This window comes from Lysinibacillus capsici (assembly GCF_003367505.1).
GTDB lineage: Bacteria > Bacillota > Bacilli > Bacillales_A > Planococcaceae > Lysinibacillus > Lysinibacillus capsici.
Window position 1 is genome coordinate 276346 of record NZ_PXXX01000015.1, and the last position, 16827, is coordinate 293172.

19 protein-coding genes are annotated in these 16827 nt (G+C 38.2%); 17 read left to right on the forward strand and 2 right to left on the reverse strand.

All coding sequences use genetic code 11. The features are described from left to right. Window positions 1-271: 271 nt before the first annotated feature. From C7B89_RS14780 to C7B89_RS14795, 4 genes are all read left to right on the forward strand, one after another. Window positions 272-1123 (forward strand): GNAT family N-acetyltransferase, encoded by an 852-nt coding sequence (locus C7B89_RS14780; protein WP_115674021.1) that lies wholly within the window; start codon window positions 272-274, stop codon window positions 1121-1123. Between the two features lie 103 nt (window positions 1124-1226). Continuing rightward, window positions 1227-1760, forward strand: a complete 534-nt coding sequence (locus C7B89_RS14785) for a GNAT family N-acetyltransferase (RefSeq protein WP_066037504.1) — start codon at window positions 1227-1229, stop codon at window positions 1758-1760. A gap of 160 nt (window positions 1761-1920) precedes the next feature. Next, on the forward strand, window positions 1921-2136 hold the full coding sequence (locus C7B89_RS14790) for a hypothetical protein (RefSeq protein WP_054548789.1): 216 nt from the start codon (window positions 1921-1923) through the stop codon (window positions 2134-2136). A 136-nt stretch (window positions 2137-2272) separates the two neighbouring features. Then, window positions 2273-3052 carry a class I SAM-dependent methyltransferase gene (locus C7B89_RS14795; protein WP_115674022.1) on the forward strand — a complete coding sequence of 260 codons (780 nt, stop codon included), beginning with the start codon at window positions 2273-2275 and terminating at the stop codon, window positions 3050-3052. A gap of 209 nt (window positions 3053-3261) precedes the next feature. Here the strand turns inward: C7B89_RS14795 and C7B89_RS14800 are convergent, their stop codons facing one another. Next, complete coding sequence (locus tag C7B89_RS14800; protein WP_048390581.1) at window positions 3262-3657, reverse strand: hypothetical protein; 396 nt, start codon at window positions 3655-3657, stop codon at window positions 3262-3264. A gap of 192 nt (window positions 3658-3849) precedes the next feature. Here C7B89_RS14800 and nagZ point away from each other — a divergent pair, with 192 nt between their 5' ends. The 7 genes from nagZ (at window position 3850) to C7B89_RS14835 (ending at window position 12081) form a co-directional block, all read left to right on the forward strand. After that, window positions 3850-5538 (forward strand): beta-N-acetylhexosaminidase, encoded by a 1689-nt coding sequence (gene nagZ / locus C7B89_RS14805; RefSeq protein ID WP_115674023.1) that lies wholly within the window; start codon window positions 3850-3852, stop codon window positions 5536-5538. Window positions 5539-5604: 66 nt separating this feature from the next. After that, a complete protein-coding gene (locus C7B89_RS14810; protein ID WP_115674024.1) occupies window positions 5605-7041 on the forward strand; it encodes an AcpB/EbpR/MafR family transcriptional regulator in 1437 nt (478 codons plus the stop codon). A 203-nt stretch (window positions 7042-7244) separates the two neighbouring features. Beyond that, complete coding sequence (gene deoD, locus C7B89_RS14815; protein ID WP_115674025.1) at window positions 7245-7952, forward strand: purine-nucleoside phosphorylase; 708 nt, start codon at window positions 7245-7247, stop codon at window positions 7950-7952. Window positions 7953-8015: 63 nt separating this feature from the next. Then, entirely contained in the window at window positions 8016-9197 is a 1182-nt protein-coding gene (locus C7B89_RS14820) for a NupC/NupG family nucleoside CNT transporter (protein ID WP_115674026.1), read from the forward strand. A gap of 169 nt (window positions 9198-9366) precedes the next feature. Beyond that, on the forward strand, window positions 9367-9675 hold the full coding sequence (locus C7B89_RS14825; protein WP_244205687.1) for a hypothetical protein: 309 nt from the start codon (window positions 9367-9369) through the stop codon (window positions 9673-9675). Window positions 9676-9960: 285 nt separating this feature from the next. Next, the gene (gene trhO, locus C7B89_RS14830) at window positions 9961-10899 is read left to right on the forward strand and encodes an oxygen-dependent tRNA uridine(34) hydroxylase TrhO (protein WP_115674027.1); all 939 of its coding nucleotides are present in this window, start codon (window positions 9961-9963) and stop codon (window positions 10897-10899) included. Between the two features lie 288 nt (window positions 10900-11187). Then, complete coding sequence (locus C7B89_RS14835) at window positions 11188-12081, forward strand: SDR family oxidoreductase (protein WP_115674028.1); 894 nt, start codon at window positions 11188-11190, stop codon at window positions 12079-12081. Window positions 12082-12246: 165 nt separating this feature from the next. On the opposite strand, the gene C7B89_RS14840 is transcribed toward C7B89_RS14835, so the two are convergent. Next, window positions 12247-12738 (reverse strand): DinB family protein, encoded by a 492-nt coding sequence (locus tag C7B89_RS14840; RefSeq protein WP_048390596.1) that lies wholly within the window; start codon window positions 12736-12738, stop codon window positions 12247-12249. Between the two features lie 227 nt (window positions 12739-12965). On the opposite strand from C7B89_RS14840, the gene C7B89_RS14845 reads away from it, so the two are divergent. The 6 genes from C7B89_RS14845 (at window position 12966) to C7B89_RS14870 (ending at window position 16761) form a co-directional block, all read left to right on the forward strand. Continuing rightward, window positions 12966-13172, forward strand: a complete 207-nt coding sequence (locus C7B89_RS14845) for a helix-turn-helix transcriptional regulator (RefSeq protein ID WP_009371016.1) — start codon at window positions 12966-12968, stop codon at window positions 13170-13172. Beyond that, window positions 13172-13663: a hypothetical protein gene (locus C7B89_RS14850; protein ID WP_115674029.1), complete on the forward strand. Its 492-nt coding sequence runs from the start codon at window positions 13172-13174 to the stop codon at window positions 13661-13663. The genes C7B89_RS14845 and C7B89_RS14850 overlap by 1 nt, the downstream gene beginning before the upstream one ends. A gap of 164 nt (window positions 13664-13827) precedes the next feature. Beyond that, window positions 13828-14421 (forward strand): VanZ family protein, encoded by a 594-nt coding sequence (locus tag C7B89_RS14855; protein ID WP_115674030.1) that lies wholly within the window; start codon window positions 13828-13830, stop codon window positions 14419-14421. A gap of 155 nt (window positions 14422-14576) precedes the next feature. Further along, window positions 14577-14888 (forward strand): hypothetical protein, encoded by a 312-nt coding sequence (locus C7B89_RS14860; RefSeq protein WP_115674031.1) that lies wholly within the window; start codon window positions 14577-14579, stop codon window positions 14886-14888. Between the two features lie 1045 nt (window positions 14889-15933). Further along, on the forward strand, window positions 15934-16164 hold the full coding sequence (locus C7B89_RS23285) for a hypothetical protein (protein ID WP_112117901.1): 231 nt from the start codon (window positions 15934-15936) through the stop codon (window positions 16162-16164). Window positions 16165-16254: 90 nt separating this feature from the next. Further along, window positions 16255-16761, forward strand: a complete 507-nt coding sequence (locus tag C7B89_RS14870) for a GNAT family N-acetyltransferase (RefSeq protein ID WP_083225430.1) — start codon at window positions 16255-16257, stop codon at window positions 16759-16761. Window positions 16762-16827: the final 66 nt, after the last annotated feature.

The following is a 16827-nucleotide window of genomic DNA, read 5'->3' on the forward strand; positions in this document are numbered from 1 at the left end:
TGCCCTCCTACACGCAAAATTCTACTTTGTTAGTTACAAGTAGATTGCGTAGCTAGGGAAACGGCGGGACCATTATAAGAATACGTTCATAGGATGTCATGTTGAAATCACCTTTATATGCTTGAAGTAGGAGTGCATAGTCTAGCAACTATTATAGGCTATTTTACAATAATTATATAGTAATAATTGCTAAAGCTAAGAGATATTGCTTGTATATGGAAGGGGGATTTTGTAAAATGGAACATATGTTCTTTTGAGAGGGTGTATCTAATTGAATTTTGAGCTAACTTTATTTACTTCTAGTGATATTCAGGGATTAATCGAGCTATCAGCTTCCGTTGGATGGGATTACGATGCCTACGAAATTGAAACGATTATGGCAGCAGGTAGAATAGTTGGACATAAAAATATGGAAGGAAAAATTGTTTCCTGTGCAGCTATTATTCCCTACGACACAAATGTAGCTTCCATTGGCATGGTGATTGTGCATGAGCAATGCAGAGGTTTTGGCTTAGGTAGAATTGTTACACAAGCCTGTATCGATAGTGTTTCAGCGGAAACAGCGATTATGCTCGTAGCTACAATAGAAGGACAACCTTTATATCAAAAAATGGGCTTCACGACTGTTGAGCATGTACATAAATATTTAGCAGACAAATATGTTGAGACGACCAGCAAAGCCGATTTTTTAGGCACTATCAAAGAATTTCAAGAACAGGATTTTGAACAGCTGGCCCAACTTGATGCAACAGCCTTTGGGGATAGTAGAAGAATCTTTTTGCGTAAAAGAATACAGCAGTCACAGCGCTGTGTTGTTGTCAAAAATCAAGACAACCAAATGATTGGCTATGGCTTAACAATCGCGGGGCCAATTTATCTACTTTTAGGACCAATTGTCGCGCCAAGTAAAGAAATAGCGCATCATATTATCAATGAATTGGCTAAGGGCTATCAGGGAAAATTACGTATCGACTGTCCATCTGTTCAAAAGGAGCTTGGTCCAATTTTACAACAAAGTGGCTTTACGATGGCTGCCACGCCACCTGTCATGATCCGTAATGCCAAAAAAATACCTCCAAGAAATCAAACATTATATGCTCTAGCAGCACAAGCTTTCGGGTAATCAAACGTGCAAGCCTACTTTGGGGTTTGCACGTTTGTATTGTCAAAAAAGGATTTTGAAGGAAGAGTAGAGAATGATATGGATGGTAGAGGAGGGGAACAGCATGTTTCCAGAATTAGAAACAGCAAGACTTAGGTTAAGAGAACTCACAGAGGAGGATGTTCCTGCGATTTTTCGTTGCTTTTCCAATGAGGCTTTAACACGCTATTATGGGCAGGAGCCTTTTGCTGACACACAGCAGGCTGAGCAGTTAATTAAGCAATTTGCTAAAAATTTTGAGGAAAAGCGTGGGATTCGTTGGGGAATTGAACGAAAAGATTCGAATGAAGTGATTGGTACAGTTGGCTTCCATTTATGGTCGGCGGCACATCAACGAGCAGAAATTGGCTATGAAATTCATCCTGATTACTGGCGGCAGGGTTATACAAAAGAAGCTGTGCAGAAAGTAATTGCATATGGTTTTGGGGATATGAACTTAAACCGGATTGGAGCCGTTGTTTTTTTAGAGAATGAGGCATCTTCCAAGCTTTTAATTCAGCTTGGATTCCAACAGGAAGGCATATTGAGGGACTATATGTATCAAAAGGGACAAGCACATGATACATTTATCTATTCTTTGTTAAAAAAAGATGAATAACATAGCTTTAGCGCTTTTATAGAATAATCATTTACTTGGAAATGGATAATAAATAATAATTTAGATGGAGTTTTGAGGCTGCTTTTTTCGGTTATAGTTCTTATATGAACAACAATTCATAAGTTCGTGTAAAAAAGTAACAGATGAGGGGCTGGGTGTTATGGAGCAATATAGCACAGCTTATTTTCAAAAGCTAGATTTACTGTCAAGCTTATACGCGGGACAGGCTGCTTTAAAGGATTCCCTTCCAACAGAGAAGGTCAAGCGGATGGAGCGCTATCAACAAATTGAAGCGGCGATTACAAAACTAAATAACGAAATTAGAATAATTGAACGGACCATATTAAAGTCCTCCCATCCTACTAGAAATAGTTAATGGTAGCTCAACCCATGCATATCCCAGCATGGGTTTTTCGTTTGATAAGGTAAGCTTATGTATTTTTATAATAATTATAGATTTTTCTTATGGGTGATCTACTAGTACACTAAAATAAAAGGGGAGGGTGAAGAGAATGGGGATTGATTTTCATAGTCAGCAACAACGTACGTCTTATACAACTAGACAGGCAGATAGCTCATGGAAGGCAGCGTTAGCGAAACATATTCCTTTTCATAGTATGGGAAAGGCAGTAGATATCGGCTGTGGCGGAGGGATTTATGCCAAGGCACTTGTCGATATGGGGGTGGCATCTGTAACAGGTGTAGACTTTTCACTAGCCATGCTAGACGGAGCGAAAGAAAATTGTCGAGCATATCCGCAAATCACATTTGTGCAAGGAAATGCTTTCAATACAGGGCTTGCAGGGGATACTTTTGATATCGTGCTTGAACGAGCCTTAATTCATCATATACAAGATGTCAAAGCATGCTTTCAAGAGGCATTTCGGCTTTTACAGCAAGGTGGTTATTTTATCGTACAGGATCGCACCCCAGAGGATTGCTTACTTCCAGGGGATGCTCATCATATAAGGGGCTATTTCTTTGAAAGTTATCCTTCGCTTATTCAAAAGGAAGTAGAGCGCAGACACACTAGTCAGTTGGTGACAGAAAGCTTACAAGAAGTAGGCTTTCAAGAAATTAGTGAACTCAAACTATGGGAGACGAGACAGGTCTATGCCAATAAGGAGCAATTATTGGCTGATTTACAAGGTAGAGTGGGGCGTAGTCTATTGCATGAATTGAATGACAACCAATTATCGACTCTTCTTGAACATATAAGGAATGCAATTACCACTGAAGGTTCCATCATTGAAAAGGATCGATGGACGATTTGGATCGCCAAGAAAAAATAATAACCACCTTCTGGAGAGGATCAACCCTCTCCATTTTTATTCGATTGCAGCATCAAAATCTTACTCCGCTTTCTCAGAGCTATCCGTCAATTTACAGGATCTATCCGCCACTTTTAACTTTCTATCCGTCACTTTAGAGTTGCTATCCACTACTTTGCACATTTTATCCGCTTTCCCAGAGAAAACCCTCATAGCATCACTATAAGGGATTATTTAGCAAGTGCTAGCAAAAATTCATCGCGGTCTGCTTCTTCCTGCATTTTACTATCGACAAGCATTGCACCTGATTGAACACTTGTGATGTCGTTGTCTACCAGAAACTGTACATTGACCTTGGCTACTTCATTGTTCACCGTGCAATCACCCTCAAACTCTACAACATCCTGTCCCTTTTGTGTTTCAAAATAGACCCAATATGGATTTTCACAGGCAGAGGCAAAGGCACTCTCCAAAGTTTTTGCGCTATTTTCATAGGAATAGTTTTTTACGTATGTAATATATTCATTGTCTGTAATATCCTTTTGTGGACCATAGAAGTACCAAAATACCGCTAAGATACCGATTGGCACAATCCACAGTATATTTCTTTTACTTAATTTCCCCATGTGTTATATCCCCCTTTATGTGAATATTTTAACATCTTCTTTTGCATTTTTGCTAGCTTACGATAATATTTTCTATTGAAGGCTGCGATTCTGTTCACAGCGTGAGCTTTGAATTCAGGTGGCAGTTATGATAACGTTAGTTGATAGATTTGTTTCGATGTCGCCAAATGGCTTGGTGAAGGAGGTTTTTACATGCATAAAAGAAGACGTGGTGTGCTGCTAGTTCTTGTGCTGATGTTAATGGGTCTAGCCTTTTTTATCGGCATGAAAGTGAGGCCAGTCACACTACCGACTAGAAATCCTGAGACAACGCCCGTTCAAGAGGATGCGTCTGAACAGGAAGGTGGTTCAGACAATATAGAGGTCCTCATTCAGGATATTGCTCAATTAGCACGAGAAGGAAAAGTACCTGATGTGCCATTTGCAGCAGGAGATACAGAACAACAAGCGGTTCGTGAGCAATGGGGAGAACCACAGCAGGTCACGGAATCCGCCAATGGACAATATGAAGATTACGAGGATGTGACGATTGGTTATCGAGGTTCACAGGCCTTCGATATCCGTTCATCGAAAGAGAATATCAAAAGCATTCGTTTAGCAGATATTAAAAATAAGTTGGGCGAACCTGATGAAGTTCGTTACTATCAGGATCCTTCAACCGATCAAATTATTCTTGTCTACCAAGTAAATGCCAGCTATCAATTAAAGTGGATTTTACCGAAACCGATTGACAGTGATGCCAATCCTACTGTTCATCATATTTCGGTCTATACGGAACTGAAGCCACAAGCGCCAGATACGGTGGAACAAATGACATTGGACGAGAAAATCGGTCAAATGATGTTTGCAGGTGTTTCAGGTACGACGCTTCAGCAGGAGACAATAAGCCTTATTCAAAAGGCTAAAGTAGGTGGTTTAATTCTTTATGGCAATAATCTTGAAACACCCCAGCAAACGGTCACATTGATGAATGACTTAATGGCTGCCAATTCGAATAATCAGCTACCACTTTTCCTTGGCACCGACCAAGAGGGTGGAAAAGTAGTCAGATTACCAGGCGCTTTAAAAAATTTCCCAACGAACCAAAAAATTGGGGACATTAACCAATCCAAGTTTTCATTTGAAGTAGGCCAATTATTAGGGGAGCAATTAAAGGTATTTGGCTTCAATCTGAACTTTGCGCCTGTATTAGATGTCAATAGCAATCCGAATAATCCAATTATCGGGGATCGTTCGTTTTCCAATGATCCAGCTATCGTCAGCAAATTGGGCATTCAAACAATGAAGGGTCTGGAGTCGGAGCAGGTTATTCCTGTCGTGAAGCATTTCCCTGGGCATGGTGACACATCTGTGGATTCCCACTTAGAATTGCCAAAGGTGACAAAAAGCTTGAACGATTTGAATCAGCTAGAGCTTGTCCCATTTAAAGAGGCCATTAACAATGGTGCAGATGTCGTCATGGTCGCACATATTTTATTGCCAAAAATTGATCCACAGTATCCTTCCTCCATGTCGAAGGAAATTATCACGGGTATGCTAAGAAAGCAGCTGGGCTTTGACGGTGTTGTGATGACTGATGATATGACGATGAAGGCCATCACGAATCATTATGCGATCGGGCAAGCAGCTGTCGATTCAATCAAGGCTGGTAGTGATATTATTTTAATCGCTCATGAATATGCCAATATTACAGCAGCGATAGAAGCGGTGAAGGTAGCCGTCAGCAATGGGGAAATAACAGAGGAAAGCATCAATGAAAGTGTCCAAAGAATCCTAAAACTAAAAGAAAAATATCAGCTTGTCAATCAGCCCGTGCCAGCAGTTGATATCAACAAGCTTAATACGGACATCGAAAAAGTTTTGAATACGTATATGAAATAAACGCAAAAAGGGACATACAGCTACCAGTGTATGTTCCTTTTTGTGAATGATGGATAGGGTGAGAACGTGGATAAGGAATTCAAATTAGCTAGTCAGTTATTACTGTTACTAGATTCTGAACAAAGATGGTTTACTTTAGGGGAGGTTGAAAAAAGCTTACATATTTCAGATAAGACCATACGGAAGCTCGTAGAAGAGATCAATCGGCAATTACCAGCAACAATGACGATTGACGTATCTAGAGGAAAGGGAATTTTTCTACAACGAGATGGGCGAAGTACAACCGTTAGTGAAGTGCTTTCGAGCATGTTCAGGCAAACCATCTTCTATCGCTTCATGCACTTATTGTTTATCAATGGGCAACCTTATTCGATGGAGGAGCTAGCAGAGGCGATGTTTATGAGCACTTCCTCGTTGAAGAAGCTGATTACGCAACTAAATAATCATGATTTGAAGCCGTATAAGCTACGCATTACATACTCGACGCCCGCCGTAAAGGGAAATGAATTGAATATCCGCTATTTTTATTGGAAATTATATGGTGATGCCTATGAGTATACAGGATGGCCATTTACCAATAGTGACTTTGATTTTATCAATCAATGCATCACGCAAATAGAGCATGAGCAAAACATTGTTTATTTTATTAACTCCAAAAGGAAATTATCCTTTTTAGTGGCGATTGTCTTGGAAAGAGTACGAAAGGGGAACTATGTCAAAATTACGGAGGATGATTACGCTTGGGAAAGAGGAATGTTCTATTTGCCAGTAAAAGACTTTGCACAGGCACTGGAAGAAAAATTTTCGATTGAATTACCAAAGCGTGAATTGTTTTTTATGCAATCTCTATTTAGTCTAAGCCAATATCATTATTATGAAGGATCAGACATGACGCCAATGAAGGAAATCGAATTATATAAAAATAAAGAAATTGATCAAATGGCGCAGCAGTTATTCACCTTATTGGCAAAGGCTTACCCTCATCTACATATGAATGAGCGGTTTAGCTTGGAGGTATATGAGTTTTTAGACAAGCTTTTAATCGATAATGCCATCCCTGAATGGCTGATGATTTCAAAAAGTAATTTAACAAACTATGTTCAAATTGAATGTCAGCAAATTTACCAAGATATGCAGATCTGTATGCAAACATGGAAAAAAGCGTACCCTTCTATCCTGTATAATGACTTTCATTTAACCAAGCTTACCTTGCTTGTTCGTTCAGGGCTACGTTATAAAAGTAAACGAGCCTTCTTGGTTATTGGAGAGGAATTTTCAATCCGCCATTATATCGCCAATTTAATCAAGAATGAAATTGGAGACCAGCTGATTATTAATACCTCTATTATGAAGGGATTAACGGATGAGATGGTACAGCAGCATCACATTGATTTTGTCATAAGTAATTTTCCCGTTGCCTTGACGACAGTGCCGGTTGTTATTATATCTACGATTCCTACCAAAAGGGACTTAGATAATATTCGTCAAGAATTACTTCGGTAATTTGGTCAATTATTTCCCGTACACAACGTAACAATCTGGTCTAGTTTGTCAGGTTTATTAAACCTTATACTCATAGTAGTTTCTGAACAGATTTCTTGTAAAAGAAGTAGTTTCGGAAATGGCTGTGGGTATTTTTTATTGGTAAATGAAAACGGTTACCTAATTGGATTGGAGATAAATGACAAGTTTTTGGAGGAATGAAAATGAGTAGACATTTAGGAGCAAAAAAGGGAGAAATAGCTGAGCGTGTCTTGCTGCCTGGAGACCCTTTACGTGCAAGATTTGTAGCAGAGCATTTTTTAGAGAATGTCTATTGCTATAACGAAGTAAGAGGAATGTATGGGTATACAGGAACGTTCAAAGGTGTACCGATTTCCGTGCAGGGGACGGGCATGGGGAATCCATCGATGAGTATTTACGGTACTGAATTGGTCAACGATTATGGCGTGAAAAAATTGATTCGTATTGGCACATGTGGCGCGATGCAAAAGGACATTCAAATCCGCGATATCATTCTAGCCCAAGCAGTGTCTTCAGACAGCAATTTGACGGAGAAAATTTTCTACGGCAATAATTACGCACCAATTGCGGATTTTTCCTTATTAATGAAAGCGTTTCAACTAGCGCAAGGGAAAAAAGGCAATGTGTTTGTTGGCAATATTTATAATTCAGATGAATTTTATCGTGAAACATTAGACAGGCTTCATAAGTTTATGGAATTCGGTGTTTTAGGGGTAGAAATGGAAAGCACCGCCCTCTATACGTTAGCCGCAAAATATGGGGTAATGGCATTGTCTATTTTGACGGTAGGTAGTCAACTATTAACAAATGAAAGCTTAACGCACGAGGAAAGTGAAAAATCCTTTTTTGATATGGTGGACATTGCTCTTCATACAATCATCGATGCGTAAGGGATTGCATGGGATGGGAAGAAAAAGCATTTGAAAACATTGTTTTGTTACGGAGGGGACAACATGCATTATATTATTTCGATAGTAGGTTTACTACTCGTGCTATTTTTAGCATGGCTTGCAAGTAATAATAAGAAAAATATTAAATATCGCCCAATCATTGTGATGATTGTTATCCAGCTTGTTTTAGGGTTTCTATTACTGAAGACAGGTATTGGGGAATTTTTAATTAAAGGATTTGCTGATAGCTTTGCAAAACTACTTGAATATGCCAATGAGGGCACAAATTTTGTATTTGGTGGGATGGCGAATGAGGGTGCACATACATTTTTCCTCTATGTTTTAATGCCAATCGTATTTATGTCAGCCATCATCGGCATATTGCAACATTATAAAATTCTACCGTTTATGATTAAATATATAGGTTTCGTATTAAGTAAAATCAATGGCATGGGAAAACTAGAATCCTATAATGCGGTTGCAGCGGCAATCGTAGGGCAAAATGAAGTATTCATTTCAGTGAAAAATCAAATGGGCTTTTTACCAAAGCATCGGCTTTATACCTTATGTGCTTCTGCGATGTCAACGGTATCGATGTCCATTGTGGGCTCCTATATGACGATGCTAGAGCCAAAGTATGTAGTGGCAGCTCTCATATTAAACTTGTTTGGTGGTTTTATCGTGGCCTCAATCATTAACCCGTATGAAGTACAAGCGGAGGAAGATATAATCGAAGTGCAAGAAGGTGAAAAGCAAACGTTTTTTGAAATGCTAGGCGAATACATTATGGACGGTTTTAAGGTAGCCATCATCGTAGGGGTTATGTTAGTAGGCTTTGTTGGGTTAATTGCCCTCATTAATGGTGTGTTTAATGGCATTTTCGGTATCACATTCCAAGGTTTCCTAGGCTATGTCTTTGCCCCAATTGCGTTTGTCATGGGTGTACCTTGGTATGAAGCTGTGAATGCAGGGAGTATCATGGCGACAAAGCTTGTGGCAAATGAATTCGTTGCCATGCTGGACTTCGTTAAAATCCAAGATAGCTTCAGTGAGCGTACAGCAGCGATTGTCTCTGTATTCCTCATATCCTTTGCTAACTTTGGCTCAATTGGTACCATTGTAGGTGCCGTAAAAGGGTTAAATGAAAAGCAAGGCAATGTAGTGGCACGCTTTGGATTAAAATTGCTATACGGTGCCTCACTTGTAAGTGTTCTATCAGCCATCATTATTGGGATTGTGTTTTAAAGAGAAGAAATGAGAGGTGCATATTTTAGGCGTATCAATCCCTAAAATATGCTTTTTTTTGATCTTTTGTCAGATGAGAAACATTGTAACTTTCTTCCATGATTTTCGTTGGATCTATTAAGAGGTTGAATTGTACCAATAGTAAAAATTTATAAGGGGAAGGATAAGAATGAAAACTTTCTATCATTGTTTAATCATGTGGATACCTTTTATAGTGCTATTTGCCTTAGCTGGATTTGGCTTAGAAGTTTTAGAAGGAAGAAAAATCAGGACATCAGAATATATGACGGGATTTCGTGATTTAGGCGTTGGTTATATGTTCTTAATGGGCTCTTTTTGCTTTTATTCTCTATCCGATTTCGTTTTTACCGTTAACATTTATTTTGAGTCGTTTTATGAAAAATTGGCTGTTCAAAGTGGTTACCTTCACTTTATTTGGTGGGGCAATAGGGGCTTTTTCTTTCGTAATCATTTATGATTCGCGATTTATAGAAGAATATAATTTAAGTACTATCAATTCGATGCTTATTTTTGGTATTGCGAGTTTACTCTATGCTTTAGTAGAAAATGCGGTGAAGAAAAATATAAAATTTGTTTAACGAATGAATGTGTCTTTTTTATCTAGCGGCATATGGAAAATTATTTCTACTCATTTCAGTCTAATTACCGATAGCATATTAACGGATTATCCTTTATGGTTAATAGGTCGTAAAAGACACTATCAGGAATATCCTGCAAATATTGAAATGATAGGTGGAAAACAATGAATTATCGAGTTCTATTATATTACCATTACACGAAGATTGAAGACCCAGAGACGTTTTCAGCAACGCACTTAGAAATGTGTAAAGAAATCGGTTTAAAAGGTCGTATTTTAGTAGCCAATGAGGGCATCAACGGGACTGTTTCGGGGACGATTGAGCAAACAGAGCAATATATGGCTAACATGCAAGCAGACCCATTATTCGAAGGCATTGTCTTTAAAATTGATGCGGCAGAAGGACATGCATTCAAAAAAATGCACGTTCGCCCACGTCCTGAGTTAGTCAACTTAGGCCTAGAAGAAGACGTCAACCCACATGAATTAACAGGTCGCTACCTGTCACCAGAACAATTCCTTGCTGAAATGCAAGATGAAAATACAGTAGTATTAGATGTGCGTAACACGTATGAATACGATGTCGGCCATTTTCGTGGCGCGATTCGACCAGAGGTGAAAAATTTCCGTGATACACCAGAATGGGTCCGTGCAAACCGTGAGCTCTTCGAAGGGAAAAATGTTTTAACATATTGCACGGGTGGTATTCGTTGTGAGAAGTTTTCGGGTTGGATGAAACGTGAAGGCTTTGGCGATGTCGGTCAATTACATGGTGGTGTAGCAACATATGGAAAAGATCCTGTGGCGAAAGGTCAATTATGGGATGGGCAAATGTACGTTTTCGATGAGCGTTTAACGGTGCCAATCAATCAAGTAGAGCATGTGATTGTCGGTCGTGATCACTATGACGGTGAACCTTGTGAACGCTACATTAACTGTGCAAATCCTGAATGTAACAAGCAAATCATCGCATCTGAAGAAAATGAAGCAAAGCATTTAGGTGGCTGTACAATCGAATGTACAAAGCATGCGCGCAATCGCTACATCGTGCGTCACAATTTAACAGAAGAGCAAGTAGCTCAAGCAATTGAGGCGTTAATTTAAACAAACAAAGCGTTATTAAATATCTTTCATAACCTACTTTATAGAGGTTCTTAAAACACTCAATGTAAGTGTTCAAACTATCCATTTCAAAATTGGACTAGTCTGCTCGCTTATATAGGGTGTTTTTTCTTTTGTAAGGAAAATGTAAATGACTCCATCATTGGTAGGAAGGGCGGAAGAAATCTGATGCTGTTTAAAGTAAATGTTCAGAGGGTATTCAACAAAATGTAACAGTGTAAGCACACAAAGTGTTTGTCACTAATTAATCAAAATAGGAGATGATAGCTGATGGGAAACCCACATCTAACCGATCCACGTAAAAAATTTCATACCGAAAAATTCCCAAATCAGGAACAGAACACGCCAGCGCTACAGCGTGGAATGATCCCCAAACCTGACTGCGGAGAAGAATCATATAAAGGATACAATCGTCTAGAAGGGCGCAATGCCTTAATTACAGGAGGCGATTCTGGGATTGGTCGTGCTGCCGCCATTGCCTATGCACGTGAAGGAGCCAATGTAGCTATCCAATTCTTCCCTGGTGAAGAGGAAGATGCCAACGTCGTTAAAGAATTAATTGAAAAAGCAGGAAGAAAAGCATTACTGCTACCGTATGACTTGCGAGAAGACGGCGCAGCGACAGAGATTGTTACAAAAACCGTAGAAGCCTTTGGCGGGTTGGACATTCTTGTATTAAATGCTGCGCAACAGATCGCACAGCCATCCCTAAGTGACTTAACAATTAAACAAGTGCAAGACACTTTCAAAGTAAACATCATCAGCATGTTCGAGACCGTAAAAGCTGCTGAAGAACATTTGGAACCAGGAAGTGCAATTATCACCACCACATCGGTTCAATCTTTCGATCCATCCTCATCTTTAATGGATTATGCCGCGACAAAAGGTGCAATAAGCAACTTTATGGTATCCCTATCCTCGTACTTTGCTTCTAAAGGTGTCCGTGTCAATGGTGTTGCACCTGGTCCGATTTGGACGCCACTTCAGCTAGATAACGGGAAATTAGAAGGAGAGATTCCTGAGTTTGGCCAAAATACGCCTCTCGGCCGTGCGGGACAGCCAGTAGAGCTTGCACCCGTTTATGTTCTTCTGGCCTCGGATGAAGGAAGTTATATCACAGGTCAGATTTATGGTGTGACAGGTGGTAAGCCGATAGACTTGTAAACTTACTAAAAGCACTCTCGACATTAGTGATGTTCTACTGATTATGGTAGATAAACAGCTTAAGATGGATAATGAAACGAATTAAATGATATGCCCCCTATAGTTAGTAGTTTGTCTCTAACTTGAGGGGGCATCTGCTTTTCAATCACCAATTGGAATCATCGTTTATAAGTAGGAGCGCTTAGCAGGCCATGAACCTTGTAGTTTACGAAGTTGAACAATTTGTCCTGTATGGTAAGCGTCGTGCAAAAGGATATTTAGATATTGTTGCCAAACTGGAAGAGCGGGACTAGGTTGATCTAATGCCTCTTCTTGCAAGGATGCTAATGAAGATTGTAAGGCATCATGTACGTGAAGTGTTCGATTCACTGTTTCTTGCCAAGCATCTTCATCATGAGCACCGCCTTGGACAAACGTTTCATCATTATTTTGTGGAGCAACAAATGTCTCATCTTTATGTAAGCGAGAAAGTAAGCGCTCTTTAAAGATTAATAAATGGTTTACATTTTCCCATATCGTATTAGCGGCATTTCCTTCTGGTTGCCAACTAGCTTGCGCAGCAGTGAGATTCTTTAATGCTTCTGATAACGGTGGGTACCATTCCTCTTCGTAAAAAACCTGATTGACTCCATTTTGCAAGAGCTCTTTTTTACTCATTTGGATAACCTCCTTTTTGTAACGCTCAAAACATTCCTTACTATTAATTTATCAAATTTTCCGAAAATAGTACATAGTAATAGAATTTTGTTGTTCTTTACTCGACATTGCCATTTCATCTAACTAAAAATCAAATTGTAAAGTTTGCTTGACATACGTAGTGATGTAAAGTAAACTTTACTTAACATTAAATGTATAGTTTGCTTTACATTTATAAAGGAGGCATTATGAAAAACAGAATTCGAGAATTACGAAAATTGAACAAGATTACGCAGGAAGAATTGTCGAAACAAGTTGGCGTTTCACGGCAATCGATCATTGCTATTGAATCAGGCAAATTCAATCCATCCTTAGAGCTTGCCTACAACATATCCAAAGCGTTCAATAGCACAATTGAAGAAGTGTTTATATTTGAAGAGGAGGAGAATGAGTGATGGAGATTAATATCTGGGGTATGATTGGATTGTATGGGGGAGTGATTGGTGGACTCCTTGGGTGGTGGTTCGGGCGACAGAAAGCTAGAAAAAACAGAGGTTTAGACGAGCTGTACTATCATATTTGGCAAAAGGCCAGATCCTATTCTTGGTATGTGACATTAGGAGCGCTGTATGTTTTCTTTACGTTACTCAATTTTGGGATTGAATTAAGCACTGCTATGGTTTTAGGTATCCTTTTATTAACACACGTAGCGAGTTGGGGAATCATTGGGATTATTTTGACCATCAATATGTCCAGTGCAGCCCCGTTACAGCCTTCGCGTGTGAAGGTGGGCCTATTCGTCTTCATTACGTCCATTATTGTATTCACGATCATCTCGATCCTGACGACAAACTGGCTATTTTTATTATTTAGTATTCCACCTAATTTAATTGCACTTTTTACTGCACTTATTCCGAAGCGAAAAGATTCCGAGGTAACCTACTAAACTTCATACTAATATCGTACCGTTTTTTCCCCTATAGATATGGTGGTCTATAGGGGTGTTTTTTTATATATGACATTAAAAGCATCTAAATGGAAAAATGGTTTTGACTAACATTGTTAAAATAAGTAAAATGATAGTTGTTACAAAATTTGGGAGGTGTTTACTTGCATACCAACTATGTTCTATATAATATTGTTTCTTTCGGATTTTTAGTGTTGTTGGTCTATATTTTTATAGATGTATTTCTTGATTACTTTAGAAAAGAAATCAAGAGTAATCAAAGACGTGTTACTTTATACAGCTTTCTCTTCTATTTACTATGTTTACTTCAAATTAAAGTAGGGGGAATAACACTTTTACCTCTAAATCCAGCAGACAATAGTAGACGTTTTATTACAGCTAATGATTGGTTTGGAATTTTTGATAGTATCCACTTCAATATGTATTTGTGGAGCTATTCAGCTATAGTTTATAATTTTTTATTATTACTTCCTTTAGGGATATTTTTATGCGTTTTTTTCCATTTTAAAAATATAAATAAAGCCATTTTTCTAGTGATATTGTGTTGTTTAGGTATAGAGCTTTTACGTCTACTATTAGGGTCGTTTAGTTTAGTTCCTAGGAACATTGGTTCTGTAGATGCTATCTACTTGTTATGTAATATACTTGGTGGAATAATTGGTATATTAATAGTGAAAATATTTACGCATATACAAATGAAGCGAAAAGATAAAGTTTATAATGGTAGTTTTAATTGAATAATAGTTTTCGGCAATTGGGCGCGTTTATTTATAAACGTGTCTTTTTCTTTTAAAGGTCGATATTGTTGAATAATACAGTTATTTGAAACCTTTCCTACAATTTACCGTTAAGTATTGTTAAACGGCAATACAAATAGAAAGAGGGATTCGTTATGATTGGTTGGCTTAATATTGGCAGTCTCTTACTAGGAATAATTGCTTGGATACTTCCGATTATTTATCTAATGGGAAATAAAAAACATGAACATTCTAATTGGGGTATCCTTGCCGTTCTCAGCATCAGTGCCTGCGCTATTTCAATTAGTTTTCAGATGTTTTATAATTATCATTTAGTAAAAATTGAGGATTGGACGGCACTCATGGACACGACACGTGCAGTCGTGATAGCCACAGCAGTTCTTCTCATTTTTACATTGCTATTAAATGGCCTTACTTTTATTGTATATCAAAAGAACAAAAAGTAGGATATTCGTTGCCTGTTCGTATGATTGAAATATATTTTTGGTTTTCAGAGAGTGTAATGAAGAGAATGGTAATTTTTGGGACTTTTACAATCGGGCGCTTTATTTAGCGAAAATCTACTCTTTCTCGTGAGATGGCTAGAACAAAGGCTATGAAAAAAATAGTATCAATTATTTTTACGAACAGAAAGTTACCGGTCGATGAGAGGTGCATGTAAAACGATTGAGAATTCATCTTGGAGCTGTGTACCGAAAAGATCATTCTAAGTAGGCTACACCCGTAATCATGTGCGAGAGTATCGTCAAATGACCGTTAAGGTAAGTAATGTGAATTGCTTATAAATTAAAGGTGGTAACACGAGTTGAATCGTCCTTTTGGTTAATCCAAAAGGGCGTTTTTTTTATTCCTTTTTTGAACAAGTATTTGAAAATCTAAACGTATGAGGAGTAAGCATTATGAAAGATAATCATCAAGATTCACAACTAAAGCGGGAATTAAGTACGCGTCACATGCAATTAATTGCACTTGGCGGATCCAATGGGTCGGTTTATTTTATGACTCTAGTTCAATCACTCAAATGGCAGAGCAGGCAAAGTGAGGAATAGGCTCTAAAGTAGCGGTTAAAACATGAAAAGTAGCGGATACAACGTGAAAAGTGATGGATAGAGCAGCCAAAGTGAGGGATAGGCTCTGAAGTAGTGGTTAAAACATGAAAAGTAGCGGATACAACGTGAAAAGTGATGGATAGAGTAGGCAAAGTGAGGGATAGGGCCATCTATTTTGCTCCTTTTCATTTAAGGGTCATATTGTTGAGTAAAGCAATACATCTTACATTTGCGTGTTTATCTTAACATTGGTCCAATTGTTGAATAACATTCTTTTAAGTAAAGTTTCCAAACAAAGCTTCTGGCACTTTAAGTTTCAGCATTTTAATACATGATATACTTAAACGCACTTGAATTAACACAAGGTATATTGTAATCTTTGTAGAATCTAATTATTATAATAAATTGCGGTGAAATTCAATTCTATAAAGGGAGTGTAAAGGTGGACCTACTACTTTGGGTAACTATTGGTTTCATAATAATTGGATTTGTTGTGCTCGCTTCTATGAAAAAAGGTATGGAAAGTAAGGTCGCTTTTATAAAATTGAATGTGGAAGAAGAGGAAAATTCATCAAAAGTAAGATCTGTAGTTTGGTGGATATGGAGTACCACTGCATGGGGGATAGTAAGTCTGTTTCTTGTTGTTTGGTGTGTCCATCATTACTTTGGGTAACTTTTTGGCTTCAAATGGGTAAAAACAGGTACTGCACATTTCTAAATGAAATATTGTAGCAAAATATATTAAAAGCAAAGGGTGGGCAATTTGAAGATAATCGAGACGGAACGATTATACCTTAGAGCGTTAAAAATGGACGATCATCATGAATTATCAAAAGTGCTTTCCGACCCCGAATCTATGCAATATTACCCTCATCCCTTTAATCAAGAAGAGGTTAAAAATTGGATCAGGTGGAATGAGAAAAATTATAAGCAATATAATCATGGACTATGGGCAGTTGTTTTAAAAGAAGGAGATCTATTTATCGGTGATTGTGGAATAACCATGCAGAACATTGACGGTGTATGGTTACCTGAAATCGGTTTTCACATTATTAAAGCGTATTGGAATAAGGGGTATGCGACAGAAGCGGCATCTGCTTGTAAGGAATATGCATGGAATGTTCTGGGCTATTCTGAAATATTTTCATACACGACCTTAAAAAATATCCCATCCCAAAAAGTTGCGGAAAAAATCGGGATGGAAAATTATAAGATTTTTGAGAAGAATGGTGAACAACAAATCGTTCAAGTTGCCTACAAAAGTTTATGAATAGTTAGTAACTCATTTTTTATTCCAGAAAAGGGCGCGTTAATATATAAAGTGTACCCTTTATAA